Source organism: Kitasatospora hibisci (assembly GCF_043950205.1).
GTDB classification, from domain to species: Bacteria; Actinomycetota; Actinomycetes; order Streptomycetales; family Streptomycetaceae; genus Kitasatospora; species Kitasatospora hibisci.
In genome coordinates this window covers 2,359,858-2,373,793 of record NZ_CP171642.1, presented here as the reverse complement: position 1 = coordinate 2,373,793, position 13,936 = coordinate 2,359,858, and the positions used below count along the sequence as shown (strand labels likewise).

Annotated in this window: 10 protein-coding genes and 1 pseudogene; 6 read left to right on the top strand and 5 right to left on the bottom strand. The window is 72.2% G+C overall.

Going from position 1 to position 13,936, the window contains the following annotated elements; genetic code table 11:
• Positions 1-5 precede the first annotated feature (5 nt).
• The 4 genes from ACF9IK_RS10115 to ACF9IK_RS10100 all read right to left on the bottom strand — a co-directional run bounded on the left by ACF9IK_RS10115 (position 6) and on the right by ACF9IK_RS10100 (position 6,660).
• Entirely contained in the window at positions 6-2,048 is a 2,043-nt protein-coding gene (locus ACF9IK_RS10115) for a protein meaA (protein ID WP_395293902.1), read from the bottom strand.
• A complete protein-coding gene (ccrA, locus tag ACF9IK_RS10110; protein ID WP_395293901.1) occupies positions 2,048-3,418 on the bottom strand; it encodes a crotonyl-CoA carboxylase/reductase in 1,371 nt (456 codons plus the stop codon). Before ccrA ends, ACF9IK_RS10115 begins: the two co-directional genes overlap by 1 nt.
• A gap of 357 nt (positions 3,419-3,775) precedes the next feature.
• Positions 3,776-4,687 (bottom strand): TetR family transcriptional regulator, encoded by a 912-nt coding sequence (locus ACF9IK_RS10105; protein ID WP_395293900.1) that lies wholly within the window; start codon positions 4,685-4,687, stop codon positions 3,776-3,778.
• 197 nt (positions 4,688-4,884) lie between these two features.
• The gene (locus ACF9IK_RS10100; RefSeq protein ID WP_395293899.1) at positions 4,885-6,660 is read right to left on the bottom strand and encodes a 3-hydroxyacyl-CoA dehydrogenase family protein; all 1,776 of its coding nucleotides are present in this window, start codon (positions 6,658-6,660) and stop codon (positions 4,885-4,887) included.
• Between the two features lie 547 nt (positions 6,661-7,207).
• Between ACF9IK_RS10100 and ACF9IK_RS10095 the strand changes: the two genes are divergently transcribed.
• Positions 7,208-8,686 carry a glutamine synthetase gene (locus tag ACF9IK_RS10095; RefSeq protein ID WP_395293898.1) on the top strand — a complete coding sequence of 493 codons (1,479 nt, stop codon included), beginning with the start codon at positions 7,208-7,210 and terminating at the stop codon, positions 8,684-8,686.
• Positions 8,687-8,689: 3 nt separating this feature from the next.
• A complete protein-coding gene (locus ACF9IK_RS10090) occupies positions 8,690-9,493 on the top strand; it encodes an amidohydrolase family protein (RefSeq protein ID WP_395293897.1) in 804 nt (267 codons plus the stop codon).
• A gap of 106 nt (positions 9,494-9,599) precedes the next feature.
• On the opposite strand, the gene tnpA is transcribed toward ACF9IK_RS10090, so the two are convergent.
• Positions 9,600-10,016 carry an IS200/IS605 family transposase gene (gene tnpA, locus ACF9IK_RS10085; RefSeq protein WP_395292292.1) on the bottom strand — a complete coding sequence of 139 codons (417 nt, stop codon included), beginning with the start codon at positions 10,014-10,016 and terminating at the stop codon, positions 9,600-9,602.
• Positions 10,017-10,041: 25 nt separating this feature from the next.
• Here tnpA and ACF9IK_RS10080 point away from each other — a divergent pair, with 25 nt between their 5' ends.
• From ACF9IK_RS10080 to ACF9IK_RS10065, 4 genes and pseudogenes are all read left to right on the top strand, one after another.
• A complete protein-coding gene (locus ACF9IK_RS10080) occupies positions 10,042-11,256 on the top strand; it encodes an RNA-guided endonuclease InsQ/TnpB family protein (protein ID WP_395298480.1) in 1,215 nt (404 codons plus the stop codon).
• A 19-nt stretch (positions 11,257-11,275) separates the two neighbouring features.
• A pseudogene (locus ACF9IK_RS10075) lies at positions 11,276-11,599 on the top strand (amidohydrolase); the annotation flags it as partial.
• Between the two features lie 281 nt (positions 11,600-11,880).
• A complete protein-coding gene (locus ACF9IK_RS10070; protein ID WP_395293896.1) occupies positions 11,881-13,371 on the top strand; it encodes a S8 family peptidase in 1,491 nt (496 codons plus the stop codon).
• A gap of 173 nt (positions 13,372-13,544) precedes the next feature.
• Positions 13,545-13,916: a hypothetical protein gene (locus ACF9IK_RS10065; protein WP_395293895.1), complete on the top strand. Its 372-nt coding sequence runs from the start codon at positions 13,545-13,547 to the stop codon at positions 13,914-13,916.
• Positions 13,917-13,936: the final 20 nt, after the last annotated feature.

The following is a 13,936-nucleotide window of genomic DNA, read 5'->3' as shown; positions in this document are numbered from 1 at the left end:
AGTGGTCAGCTGGTGGTCGCGGGTGCGGGCGACCAGGGCTGGAGCTTGTTGGCGAGCCGGATCTCGTCCACGATCCGGCCGATGATGGTCGTGATGCCGAAGTCCTTCGGGGTGAACACGGCGGCGACGCCGGCGGCCCTGAGGGCCTCGCCGTCCGCTGCCGGGATGATGCCACCCACGATCACCGGGACATCCTCCACCCCGGCCCGCCGCAGCCGCTGCAGAACGTCGGGAACCAGTTCGCAGTGGGCTCCGGAGAGGATCGACAGGCCCACGCAGTGCACGTCCTCCGCGACGGCGGCGGAGACGATCTGCTCGGGGGTGAGCCGGATGCCCTGGTAGACCACCTCGAACCCGGCGTCACGGGCCCGGACGGCGATCTGCTCGGCCCCGTTGGAGTGCCCGTCCAGGCCGGGCTTGCCGACTAGCAGGCGCAGCTTGCCGGCGCCCAGCTCCTCGGCGGTGGCGGCCACCGCGGCACGGACCGCCGCCAGTTCGCCGCCCGGCTCGGCCGCGACCGCGACCGGGGCGCCGCCGACGCCGGTGGGCGCGCGGTACTCGCCGAAGACCTCGCGCAGGGCGAAGGCCCACTCGCCGGTGGTGACCCCGGCACGGGCGCAGGCGAGCGTCGCGGCCATCAGGTTGGTGTCGGTGGCGGCGACCTCCTTGAGCTCGGCCAGCGCCCGCTGGGCGGCGGCCTCGTCGCGCTGCCCGCGCCAGGCCTCCAGCGCGCTCAGCACGGACTGCTCCGAGGCCGGGTCGACCACCATGATCGCCGTGTCGAGGTCGGCCGTGAGCGGGCTCTCCTCGGTGGTGTCGAAGCAGTTGACGCCGACGATCTTGTCCTCGCCGGACTCGATCCGGGCCCGGCGGGCGGCGTGCGAGGCGACCAGGTTGGCCTTGAGGTAGCCGGACTCGACGGCCGGGATGATGCCCCGGTCGCCCGCCTTGGCGCCCATCTCCAGCACCTTGGCGATCTCGGCCTCGGCGCCGGCCAGCAGCTCGGCGGTCTTGGCCTCGATCACCTCGGAGCCGTTGAAGATGTCGCCGTACTCCAGCAGGTCCGACTCGTAGGCGAGCACCTGCTGGATCCGCAGCGACCACTGCTGGTCCCACGGACGGGGCAGGCCGAGCGCCTCGTTCCAGGCGGGCAGCTGGACGGCGCGGGCGCGGGCGTCCTTGGAGAGGGTGACGGCGAGCATCTCCAGCACGATCCGCTGGACGTTGTTCTCCGGCTGCGCCTCGGTCAGGCCCAGCGAGTTGACCTGGACGCCGTAGCGGAACCGGCGCTGCTTCGGGTCCTGGATGCCGTACCGCTCCAGCGTGACCTTCTCCCAGAGCTGGGCGAAGGCGCGCATCTTGCACATCTCCTCGACGAACCGCACGCCGGCGTTGACGAAGAAGGAGATGCGGGCGACCACCTCGCCCATCCGCTCGGCCGGCACCTGGCCGGAGTCGCGCACCGCGTCGAGCACCGAGATGGCGGTGCACATCGCGTAGGCGATCTCCTGGACCGGGGTCGCCCCGGCCTCCTGGAGGTGGTAGCTGCAGATGTTGATCGGGTTCCACTTGGGGATGTTGCCGACCGTGTAGGCGATCATGTCAGTGATCAGGCGCACCGACGGGCCGGGCGGGAAGACGTGCGTCCCGCGCGAGAGGTACTCCTTGACGATGTCGTTCTGGGTGGTGCCGGTGAGCCTGGCGATGTCGGCGCCCTGCTCCTCGGCGACCACCTGGTAGAGCGCCAGCAGCCACATGGCGGTGGCGTTGATCGTCATCGAGGTGTTGGTCTGTTCGAGCGGGATGCCGTCGAACAGTGCGCGCATGTCGCCGACGTGGCCCACCGGCACGCCGACCCGGCCGACCTCGCCGCGGGCGAGGATGTGGTCGGAGTCGTAGCCGGTCTGGGTCGGCAGGTCGAAGGCGACGGAGAGGCCGGTCTGCCCCTTGGCGAGGTTCCGCCGGTAGAGCGCGTTCGAGTCCTTCGCCGTGGAGTGCCCGGCGTAGGTGCGCATCAGCCAGGGACGGTCACGTTTCTGTTCGGCCATCACGCGTTCCGGCTGGGCTTGGTGTTCCGCTCGTCGAGCTCGCGGAAGAGGTTGATGCCGTCGATGTGCTTGGCACGGAGCTCCTCGTCGCGCACCCCCAGGCCCTCCTGCGGCGCCAGGCAGAGCACGCCGACCTTGCCCTGGTGCTTGTTGTGGTGCACGTCGAGGGCGGCCTGGCCGGTCTCCTCCAGCGAGTAGACCTTCGAGAGGGTCGGGTGGATCTTGCCCTTGGCGATCAGGCGGTTGGCCTCGAACGCCTCGCGGTAGTTGGCGAAGTGCGAGCCGACGATGCGCTTCAGCGACATCCACAGGTAGCGGTTGTCGTACTGGTGCATGTAGCCGGAGGTGGAGGCGCAGGTGACGATGGTGCCGCCCTTGCGGGTGACGTACACGGAGGCGCCGAAGGTCTCGCGGCCGGGGTGCTCGAAGACGATGTCGACGTCCTCGCCGCCGGTGAACTCGCGGATCTTCGAGCCCAGACGCTTCCACTCGCGCGGGTCCTGGGTGTGCTCGTCCTTCCAGAACCTGTAGCCCTCGGCGGAGCGGTCGATGATCGCCTCGGCGCCCATGGCGCGGCAGATCTCGGCCTTGGCCTCGCTGGAGACCACACAGATCGGGGTGGCGCCGCCGGCCAGCGCGTACTGGGTGGCGTACGAGCCGAGGCCGCCGCTGGCGCCCCAGATCAGCACGTTGTCGCCCTGCTTCATGCCCGCGCCGTTGCGCGAGACCAGCTGGCGGTAGGCGGTGGAGTTGACCAGACCGGGGGAGGCGGCCTCCTCCCAGGTGAGGTGCTTCGGCTTGGGCAGCAACTGGTTGGTCTTCACCAGCGCGAGCTGGGCCAGGCCGCCGAAGTTGGTCTCGAAGCCCCAGATGCGCTGCTCCGGGTCCATCATCGTGTCGTTGTGGCCGTCCGGGGACTCCAGCTCGACGGAGAGGCAGTGCGCGACGACCTCGTCGCCCGGCTTCCAGGCGTTGACGCCGGCGCCGGTGCGCAGCACGACGCCCGCGAGGTCCGAGCCGAGGACGTGGTACGGCAGGTCGTGGCGCTTGGTGAGCGGGGACAGCCGGCCGTAGCGCTCCAGGAAGCCGAAGGTGGAGACCGGCTCGAAGATCGAGCTCCACACGGTGTTGTAGTTGACGGAGCTCGCCATGACGGCGACCAGGGCCTCGCCGGGGCCCAGCTCGGGCAGGGCCACCTCGTCGAGGTGAAGGGACTTGCGCGGGTCCTTGTCGCGGCTGTCGAGGCCGGCGAACATCTGCTCCTCGTCCTTGTGGAGCGTGACCGCCCGGTAGGACTCGGGGAGCTTGACGGCTGCGTAGTCCTCCGATGTGGCGTCGTTGCTGAGGATCGCGTCGAGGATTTCCTGCATGGCTGCCTCCGAAGGCGTACCTGTGTGAGGGGCACAGGGCGTCTGGGGGAGCCGGGAGCGGACACCGGCTTCGCTGAGATGGGTGGTGGATGGGTGGCTGGTGGGCCAGGTGTGACGAGCACAGCTCCCGGGGTGTGGGAGCGCCGGACGACGGCGCGCCGAGGTGGGAGCCGCGGCGCCGCGACTGGTGGGTAACAACGTAGTGGCACCCTGTGCCACTCGTAAAGACACCGGGTGTCATGAATTCCCGGGAGTCGCGGCCTGCTCGGAGCGGCCGTCCACGGGCACGGAAAGGGCCCGTGTCGGTAATCCGGCACGGGCCCTTGAAACTTCCCCGACCTGCGAAAACGTTGCCGATCAGGCCTGCCTGGCGCCGCTCAGGGCGGCCCTGATGCTGTCCACCACCACGTCCAGCGGAGCGTCGGTGCGGGCCACTGTGATGAGGACCTCACCTCCGGGGCTGGCACTCAGTGCGCTTGCGGCGCCTTCCTCCCACCCCGTCACACTGGCACCGGGTGCCACCAGGGACCCGCGCCGGCGGGCACCCGGCTCGGCGGAGGCCCAGAAGGTCCGCCGGATCACCTCGAAGGAGTGGTCCAGCTGCGCCTCCACGTCGCCCCGGCCGCCGGCCCGCAGCCAGCGCCGCAGCACGTGGTTGTGGGCCGCGACGACCGCCGCCGCCGACACCTCGGCCAGCATCGAGTCGTCCTCGCCGCCGCGCTGCCAGCCCGGCGGGATCTCCTCGGCCGTGTCGAACCGTCCCAGCAGGTACCGGGTGAACAGCCGCTCGTACCGGGCGACCACGGCGATCTCCCGCTCGCGCAGCGCCGGCACCTGGCGGATCAGCTGGTACCGGGCGACCGAGACGGCCGGGGTGGAGGCGTACATCCGCAGCACCTCCTTGATGCCGCGGCAGACCACGTCGAGCGGGTGCTCCTCGGGCTCGGCGCTGGCCAGCAGGTCGGCCACCCGGACCAGGGTGTCGTCGTGGTCCGGGAAGATCGCCTCCTCCTTCGACCGGAAGTACCGGAAGAAGGTCCGCCGGGCCACCCCGGCGGCCGCGGCGATCTGGTCGACGGTGGTCTCCTCGTAGCCCTGCGAGGCGAACAGCTCCATCGCGGCGGTGGCCAGGTCCTGGCGCATCTGCTGGCGCTGCGCGGCCGCCCGGCGGCTGCCCGGGCCCCCGTCCGAGGGGCCGGGCCCGCCCGACCGGTCGGCGCCGCGCGGTGCGGCGGAGTGCTGCGGGGTGGCTGACTGAACCCGATCCATGCCCGGAACGCTACACGTCCCCGGCGCCGGTACCGCGGGCCTTCCCCGGCGCACCGGGGCGACCGGGCCGGTCGCGGCCGGTCTCGGCCATCTGGCGGCCGCCGCCCCCGGGCCCCAGGCGGCCCGCGGCGGCCCGTACGGCACCGCGCCCGGGGCGGACCGGCCGCCCGGGGCGGGCGACCCCGGCGAGGGCGTGGTCATCGGCGCGCGTGGTCGCGGAAGCCGCGGCCGGTCTTCCGGCCGAGGCAGCCGGCCGCCACCAGGTGCTCCAGCAGCGGCGCGGCCGCCAGACCCGGCTCGCGGAACTCCTGGTGCAGCACCTGCTCGATGGTCAGCGAGACGTCCAGGCCGACCACGTCCAGCAGTTCGAACGGGCCCATCGGGTAGCCGCAGCCGAGCTTCATGGCGGTGTCGATGTCGTCCACCGTCGCGTAGTGCTCCTGCAGCATCCGCACCGCGTCGTTCAGGTAGGGGAAGAGCAGCGCGTTGACGATGAACCCGGCCCGGTCGCCGCACTCCACCGGGTGCTTGCGGACCTTCGCGGTCAGCTCCAGCACGGTCGCGGTGACGTCAGGTGCGGTCAGCACGGTGGAGACCACCTCGACCAGCTTCATCGCCGGGGCCGGGTTGAAGAAGTGCATGCCGATCACGTCCTGCGGCCGCGAGGTCGCGGTGGCGCAGCTGATCACCGGCAGCGAGGAGGTGGTGGTGGCGAGCACCGCGCCCGGCTTGACGATCTTGTCCAGGGTGGCGAACAGCTCGCGCTTGACCGCCAGGTCCTCGGCGACCGCCTCGACCACCAGGTCGACGTCGGCCAGGTCGGCGTACTGCCCGGCCGGCGTGACCAGGGCCAGCGCCGCGTCCCGCTGCTCCTCGGTCAGCCGGCCCCGGCTCACCGAGCGCTCCAGCGACTTCGCCAGCTGGGCCTTGGCCTTCTCCGCCTTCTCCTGGCTGCGGGCGGCCAGCACCACCGGGTAGCCCGCATTGGCGAACACCTCGACGATGCCGGTGGCCATGGTGCCCGAGCCGCAGACGCCGATCCGGTTCATCTCGCGGCCCGGCCCCTTCGGCCGGGCCGGCCCGCTGACGGCGTCGACCATCCGGGAGGAGCCGGGGGCCTCGTAGGTGTAGAAGCCGCGGCCGGACTTGCGGCCCAGCAGGCCGGCGGCGACCAGCTGGCCGAGGATCGGCGCGGGGGCGTGCAGCCGGTCCTTCGACTGCTCGTACATCGCCTCCAGGACGGTCCGGGCGGTGTCCACGCCGATCAGGTCGAGCAGCGCGAGCGGGCCCATCGGCAGGCCGCAGCCGAGCCGCATCGCGGCGTCGATGTCCTCCCGGGTGGCGTAGCGCGACTCGTACATCGCGGCGGCCTGGTTCAGGTAGGCGAAGAGCAGGCCGTTCACCACGAAGCCGGCCCGGTCGCCGGCGGCCACCGGCTCCTTGCCGAGGTCCCGGGCGAACGCCGCGGCGTCCTCGGCCACCTGGGGGCCGGTCAGCACGGTCCGGACCACCTCGACGAGCTTCATGGTGTGCACCGGGTTGAAGAAGTGCAGGCCGAGGACCCGCTCCGGGCGGGCGGTGGCGGCGGCGATCCGGGTCACCGACAGCGCGGTGGTGCCGGTGGCCAGCACCGTCCCGGGCGGGCAGATCCGGTCCAGCTCGGCGAAGAGCTCCCGCTTCAGCTCCAGCTGCTCGGGGACCTCCTCGATCACCAGGTCCGCGTCGGCGGCGGCCTCCAGCGCGTGGCCGACCGAGATCCGGGCGAGCAGTTCGCCGCGCTCCTCGGCGGTGAGGCGCTCGCGGGCCACCGCGTGCGCCGTCGCCTCCTCGATCCGGGCCAGCGCCCGGGCGGCGGAGTCCTCGCCGGCCTCGATGCCGATCACCCGGCGGCCGCTCTTCGCGACCGCCACCGCGACACCGGCACCCATCGTGCCGAGGCCGACCACGGCGACCGTGGGGAAGGGACGCTCCATGTCCTGACTCCTTGTCAAAGGTGCCCGCGCGCGCCGTGGCGGACGCGCCGCCGCAGGAGGGTCCGCGCGCGGGGCTGAAGAGATGACGGGTGCGGCCACCGGCGCAGCCGCCGGTCCGCTCCGGCGTACTGCGGGTGTGCCGTGGTACTCAGGCGCTCAAGGTGAAGGAAGCGGCTCTGAAGCAAGGAGAGAAGCCGGCCCACCGCGATCCGCGGCACCGGCCGGTGAAAGGCGCACGCCCGGCCCCGCGCGATGCGCGGCGACCGGCGACCCCGCCGGTGCGGCTCCCGAAGCCCGGCGGTGTGCGTGCCGACACTGTAGCGAAGCTACTGGTCGGTAGGAAGGGGGCGGGAGCCGCCCGGCGGAAATTCGTCCGGTGCCGCCGGGAGGCTCCCGGCGCGGGTGGCGGGGGCGGCGCGGGCGCGGCTCACCGCGAGGGGCCCGGTCGTCCTGTTCCAGCCGGACGGGTGAACCGGCGGGCACACGTCCGCCCGGACCACCCGATAGGGGAGTTACGCGGGACCAGCCGCCGGGGCAGCATGGAGGCATGAGCACCGGAACCGTCGTGTCCGCCGGCCTCGCCGACCCCTCCGAGCCCGCGGCCGGCGCCGCCGCCCGGTCCGCGGGGGAGCGGGCCGCCGCCGGCTCGCCCGCCGCCGTCGCCCTGCCGCCGCGCGCCGACCGGGCGGAGCGGGCCCAGGCGGTCGTGGAGCGGCTGCGCCCCGCCGGGGTCGAGGCGGTGGCCGTCACCTGGGTGGACAACGCCGGCATCACCCGGGTCAAGGCCGTCCCGCTCGCCGGCCTGGTGCACGCCGCCGAGTGGGGCGTCGGCGCCGCGCCCTGCTTCGACGTCTTCCTCGCCGACGACACCATCACCACCAGCCGGCTGATCGGCGGCCCCACCGGGGACCTGCGCCTCTACCCGGACGTCGACCGGCTGGTCCCGCTGGCCGCCCAGCCGGGCTGGGCCTGGGCCCCGGGGGAGCGTCACACCCAGGACGGCGCTCCTTACCCCGGTTGCCAGCGGCTGTTCGCCCGCCGGACGACGGCCGCGGCCGCCGCGCGGGGGATCACCCTGCAGGCCGGCATCGAGGTCGAGTGGGTGGTCGCGCTCGCCGGGGCGCCGCAGGAGGAGCCGCAGTACCCGACGCACGGGCCGGCGTACGGCATGCACCGGCTGACCGACCTCTCCGACTACCTGCGGGACGTGCTCCGCGCCCTCGGTGAGCAGGGCCTGACGGTACTGCAGATCCACCCCGAGTACGCGCCGGGCCAGTTCGAGGTCTCGGTCGCCCCGGAGGGGCCGGTCGAGGCGGCGGACACCACCGTCCTGGTCCGCCACACGATCCGTGCGGTCTCCGCCCGGCACGGCCTGCGCGCGTCCTTCGCCCCGGTGGTCGAGGCCGGCTCGGTCGGCAACGGCGGCCACCTCCACCTCAGCCTCTGGCGCGACGGCCGGAACCTCGCCCGCGGCGGCTCCGGCCCGTACGGGCTCACCGCCGAGGCCGAGGGCTTCCTGGCCGGGGTGCTCGGCGCCCTGCCGGAGCTGCTGGTGCTCGGTTCCTCCAGCCCGGCCGGGTACCTGCGGCTGGTGCCCTCACACTGGGCCGGCGCCTACCAGTGCTGGGGCCTGGAGAACCGGGAGGCCGCGCTGCGGCTGGTCACCGGCTCCACCGGCGAGCGGACCACCGCGGCCAACGCCGAGATCAAGTGCTTCGACGCCACCGCCAACCCGTACCTGATGGTCGGTGCGGTGCTCGCCGCCGGCCTCGCCGGGCTGGACCAGCGGCTCGCCCTGCCGCCGGAGTTCACCGGGGACCCGGCCGAGGCCGCCCCCGGCACGGTGCCCAGGCTGCCGGCGGGCCCGGCCGAGGCGCTCGCGGCCTACCAGAAGTCCTCGGTGCTGCGCGAGGCGCTCGGCGAGCCGCTGTACGAGGCGGTGCTGGCGGTGCGCCGCGCGGAGAGCGAGCAGTACGCCGCGGCCACCCCGGCGCAGCTGGCGGCGGCCACCCGCTGGAGGTACTGAGCGGTGCCCTCGCTGGACGTCCCGGCCCTGGTCGACCACCACTGCCACAGCGTGGTGGCGGCCGACCTCGCCGACGACGCCCTCGCCGGGCTGCTCACCGAGTCCGACCGGCCGCCCGCACCCGGCACCTCGCCGTTCGACAGCGCGCTCGGCCTGGCCGTCCGCCGCTGGTGCCCGCCCGCGCTCGGGCTGCCCGTGCACGCCCCCGCCGCCGACTACCTGGCCCGCCGGCGCGAGCTGGGGGCCGCCGAGGCCACCCGCCGGCTGCTCGCGGTGGCGGCGCTGGACACCTGCCTGCTGGACACCGGGCTGACCGCGGCGGCCGGCCATCCGCTGCTTCCGCTCAGCGAGTTCGCCGAGGCGTCCGGCGCCCGGGTACGCGAGGTGGTCCGGCTTGAGTCGGTCGCCGAGGCCGTGCCGGCGCTCGCCGGGGCCTGGCCGGCCGCCGTCCGCGAGGCGCTGGCTGCCGCGGCCACCGGCGCGGTGGCGGTCAAGTCGGTGCTGGCCTACCGGCACGGCCTGGCGGTCCCCGCGGAGCGCCCGGGCCGGCCCGAGGTGGTTGCGGCCGCGGGGCGCCGGCTGCGGGCCGGGCTCGGCCGGCTGACCGACCCGGTGCTGCTGCACCACCTGCTCTGGACGGCCCTGGACGTCTGCGCCGAGCTCGGCCTGCCGCTCCAACTGCACACCGGCTTCGGCGACCCGGACCTCACCCTGCACCGGGCCGACCCGTCGCTGCTCGCCGACTTCGTCCGGGCGGCCGAGCCGTCCGGGGTGCCGCTGGTGCTGCTGCACGGCTACCTGGACTAATCGCAGTGCACCGGGCTTCAGCCCGGTGGTGAAGCGATTCTGAACCCTGCTCTGACCTGTGCGGTGGGCACCCTCCCGCACTGTGGACGGTGCCCACCGCAGACCGTCAAGCCGGACGGTTCTGCTGCTCGATGTACTGCCGGACTATCGACAGCGGCGCGCCGCCGACTGATCCGGCGAAGTACGAACCGGACCACAGACGCTGTGCCCGCCAGTAGTGCTTGACCAGCTCGGGGTACTCCTGCCGCAGCCGGCGCGAGCTGACGCCTTTGAGCGAGTTGACCAGCTTGGACAGGGCGACCTTCGGCGGGAAGTTCACCAGCAGGTGGACGTGGTTGTTCTCGCCGTTGAACTCGACCAACTCCACCTCGAAGTCGGCGCACACGTCCCGCATGATCTCTTCGAGCCGGGTCAGATGCCGCTCGGCGAACACCTTGTGACGGTACTTCGTCACGAAAACCAAGTGCGCATGCAGGGCGAAAGCGCAGTGCCGACCAGTGCGGATGTTCTGATACTCAGCCATAAACCAAAATGGTACGGTGCTGACCGTGCAGCTCAGGTACAGCTTCCGCGTGTACCCGAACGGGCCTCAGCGTTCCGCGCTGGCCAGGGCGTTCGGGTGTGCACGGGTGGCCTTCAATGATGCCCTCCGGGCACGTGAGACCGCCCGCGCCGCCGGGCTGCCGTTCATCCCGTCCGGCGAGCTGTCCAAGCAGCTCACGGCCGCGAAGAACACCCCCGAACGGGCATGGCTCGGCGAGGTGTCCGCCGTGGTGCTGCAACAGTCCCTCCGGGACCTGGACACCGCCTACCGGAACTTCTTCGACGGCCTCAAGGGCATGCGCCCGAAGATGGGACCGCCCCGGTTCAAGTCCCGCAAGGACACCCGGCAGGCGATCCGCTTCACCGCGAACGCCCGATGGAAGATCACACCGGGCGGCGACCTATCGCTGCCGAAGATCGGCGACGTGCGGGTGAAGTGGTCCCGCGCCTTGCCGTCCGTGCCATCCTCGGTGACGGTGATCAAGGACAGCGCAGGCCGGTACTTCGCCAGCTTCGTTGTCGAGACGGACCCCGAGATCCTTCCCGAGACCGAACCGGTCACCGGTCTCGATCTCGGCCTCGGACACTTCGCCGTCCTCTCGGACGGGCGGAAGATCGACGCCCCGAAGTTCCTCCGGCGCGCAGAGAAGAAGCTCAAACGCGCACAGCAAGCCCTGTCCCGTAAGGCCAAGGGCAGCAAGAACCGCGAGAAGGCCCGTCACAAGGTCGCTCGCAACCACGCACGGGTGGCCGACGCCCGGCGCGAGTTCCACCACCAGGTCTCCACCGGACTGATTCGCGAGAACCAAGCAATCGCGGTGGAAGACCTGGCGGTCAAGGGACTCGCCCGCACACGGCTCGCCAAGTCCGTGCACGACGCCGGATGGTCGGCGTTCGTCACCATGCTGGAGTACAAGGCCGCGAAGTACGGCCGGAACCTGATCAAGATCGGCCGCTTCGAGCCGACCTCACAGGTTTGCTCCCACTGCGGCGTCAAGGACGGCCCCAAGCCGCCGAACATCCGCGTCTGGCAGTGCCAGGCGTGCGGCGTCTGGCTGGACCGGGACGTCAACGCCGCCGTCAACATAGCCACGGCCGCCGGACTGGCGGTGTCAGCCTGTCGAGCGCGGGTAAGCCGGGGACCCGTCCCCGCACAGCGCGAAGAAGCAGGAACCCACCGAGACGGTCAGACGACCGTGGTAGGAATCCCCGCCCTTTAGGGCGGGGAGCGGAAGTCAACCGTACCACCGGCAGGCGGCCTGGCTGGCCCAGGCGTTCCCGCAGGTCCACACCGACCTCGGGCTGACGGCCTCGTACGTCGGGCCGCGGGTGGCGTCGGTGCTCGGCGAGATGCTGGAGCTGGCGCCGTTCGGCAAGGTGCTCTTCTCCACCGACGCCTACGGCCTGCCCGAGCTGTACCTGGTCGGCGCGGCCCAGTTCCGGCACGGCCTGGGAACGCTGCTGGACCGCTGGCGGGCCGACGGCGCCTGCTCGGCGCCGGACGCGCAGCGCCTCGCCCGGCAGGTGGCCGCCGAGAACGCCCGCAGGCTGTACCGCCTCTGAACCGCGGTATCCCGACAGAATCTGTCATGGACACTCCGTCGACGCCCCTTCAGGATGGATCGTCTGCGCCCCGTCGGTAGGGAATTCCGCGTCAACCGGATATTCACCGTATGGATTGACGAGGGGTCTGCCACCCAGGCGGCGCAACCTTCGCAGGTGATCGAACGGTGTCGATTAGATGACTACCTCTTGCGGATTACTACGCATGTTCACTAGCGTCCCGATCATTCCACTGCACCTGCCATCTGCAGCTGCACGACGACTCGGGAGGGCCAACCCCTATGAGTGTTCCTCGGATCAGCCGGACCCGGTTCGCCGCGGTGGGCGTCGTGCTCGCCACGGCCGGCGCCCTGGCTCTGCCCGCCGGCACCGCCGTCGCGGCCACCGGGGCCGAGCCGACGACCGGGCCGCTGCTGAGCTACGTCGTCAACACCCAGGCCAACCACGGCCAGGTGCAGAAGGTCGAGAAGGCCATCACGACCCTCGGCGGCAGCGTTGTGTACTCGTACGAGCAGATCGGCGTCGTGATCGCCCGCTCGACCGACACCCAGTTCGCCGCGAAGCTGCGCAAGGCCAAGGGCGTCCAGTCGGTCGGCGCCAGCCGCACCAAGGGCATCACCGCCGCCGAGAGCCGCAAGGCCGAGGTCGCCGCCGAGCCGGCCGCCGCGCCCACCGCCGGCGAGGAGCCCTACTGGGCCAACCAGTGGGACATGCGCCAGATCGGTGTCGACAAGGCCCACAAGCTGTCCCTCGGCAGCAGCAAGGTCACCGTCGGCGTCCTGGACTCCGGCATCGACGCCAACCACGAGGACCTCAAGGCCAACGTGGACGCCTCGCAGTCGGTCTCCTGCATCGACGGCGGCAAGCCGAACACCGCCTTCGAGGCCTGGCAGCCGGGCGTCGACGGCGACCACGGCACCCACGTGGCCGGCACCATCGCCGCCGCCAAGAACGGCAAGGGCATCGAGGGCATAGCCCCCGACGTCAAGCTGGCCGCGGTCAAGGTCGTCGACGACGCCGGGTTCATCTACCCGGAGTACGCCGTCTGCGGCTTCGTGTGGGCCGGTGAGCACAAGTTCAAGATCACGAACAACAGCTACTTCGTCGACCCCTGGATGTTCAACTGCCAGAACGACGCGGACCAGGCGGCGATCACCACCGCCGTGCGTCGCGCCGTCGAGTTCTCGCAGCGCAAGGGTGTCCTCAACGTGGCCGCGGCGGGCAACGAGAACATCGACCTCGCCCACAAGACCAAGGACGTCGCCAGCCCGGACGACACCACGCCCGGCGAGCGTCCGATCACCCAGGACTGCCTGAACCTGCCGACCGAGCTCGACGGCGTCATCTCCGTCTCCTCGGTGGGTGTCAACGGCGACAAGTCGTACTACTCCACCTACGGCAAGGGCAAGGTCACCGTGGCCGCCCCCGGTGGCGACCGCCGCTACCAGATCCCGGACACCCCGGACAAGAACGGCCGCACCCTGTCCACCATCCCGGGCGGCAAGTACGGCTACATGCAGGGCACCTCGATGGCCTCCCCGCACGCCGCCGGTGTGCTCGCCCTGCTCGCCAGCACCCACCCGTGGGCCAACGCGGAGGAGCTGACCGAGCTGCTGACCAACCAGGCCGAGTCGCACGCCTGCCCGTCGGGCCCGTACAACCCGGGCGGCGCCGGCGAGTGGACCGCCACCTGCGAGGGCGGCGCGGACGACAACGGCTTCTACGGCGCCGGCATCATCAACGCCGAGAAGGCGGTCCAGTGGTGGCGCTGACGCGCTGACCGGTTGACCGGCTGACGCGACGACGCGCGGTGGGGAGCGGGACCCGACGGGTCCCGCTCCCCACCGGCATTTTGAGTACCGGTACTCAGGCGAACGCCCGGGGCCGATCCGCACAATGGTTCCACACGACCGAGTGGAACCCGCCGTACGAGGAGCAGCGCACCATGGCACAGAGCCACCCCGGCCGACCCTGGCCGACCGACCGCCCGGGCGGCGCGCGGAACTGGCCGTGGGTGCTGCTGGCCGTCGTCCAACTGCTCGTCGCCGCGCCGGTGCTGACGCTGATGGTCTTCGCGGGCCTGGCGATCGGCATCGGCGGCCTCGCCGCCGACGGAACCACGGCGGGGGCCGTGCTGCTCCGCCTGCTCCTGCTGGCGACCGGCCCGGCGGTCGGCCTGCTGCTCCCCGCCCTGGCGCTGCTCTCGCCGGCCGTGCGCCGGGTGAACTCCGCCGCGCTCCTCGCGCTGTTCTGCTCCGGCCTGCTGGTCGGGACGCTGGTCGAGTACTTCGTCTGGGTCCGCCCCGCCGGGGGCTGACACCGGGTCGGCGGCCGTCC

Excerpts from the sequence above, each read along its gene's own strand:
- ACF9IK_RS10115 (WP_395293902.1), bottom strand. The coding sequence starts at position 2,048 with ATGGCCGAACAGAAACGTGACCGTCCCTGGCTGATGCGCACCTACGCC.
- ccrA (WP_395293901.1), bottom strand. The coding sequence starts at position 3,418 with ATGCAGGAAATCCTCGACGCGATCCTCAGCAACGACGCCACATCGGAG.
- ACF9IK_RS10105 (WP_395293900.1), bottom strand. The coding sequence starts at position 4,687 with ATGGATCGGGTTCAGTCAGCCACCCCGCAGCACTCCGCCGCACCGCGC.
- ACF9IK_RS10100 (WP_395293899.1), bottom strand. The coding sequence starts at position 6,660 with ATGGAGCGTCCCTTCCCCACGGTCGCCGTGGTCGGCCTCGGCACGATG.
- ACF9IK_RS10095 (WP_395293898.1), top strand. The coding sequence starts at position 7,208 with ATGAGCACCGGAACCGTCGTGTCCGCCGGCCTCGCCGACCCCTCCGAG.
- tnpA (WP_395292292.1), bottom strand. The coding sequence starts at position 10,016 with ATGGCTGAGTATCAGAACATCCGCACTGGTCGGCACTGCGCTTTCGCC.
- ACF9IK_RS10070 (WP_395293896.1), top strand. The coding sequence starts at position 11,881 with ATGAGTGTTCCTCGGATCAGCCGGACCCGGTTCGCCGCGGTGGGCGTC.
- ACF9IK_RS10065 (WP_395293895.1), top strand. The coding sequence starts at position 13,545 with ATGGCACAGAGCCACCCCGGCCGACCCTGGCCGACCGACCGCCCGGGC.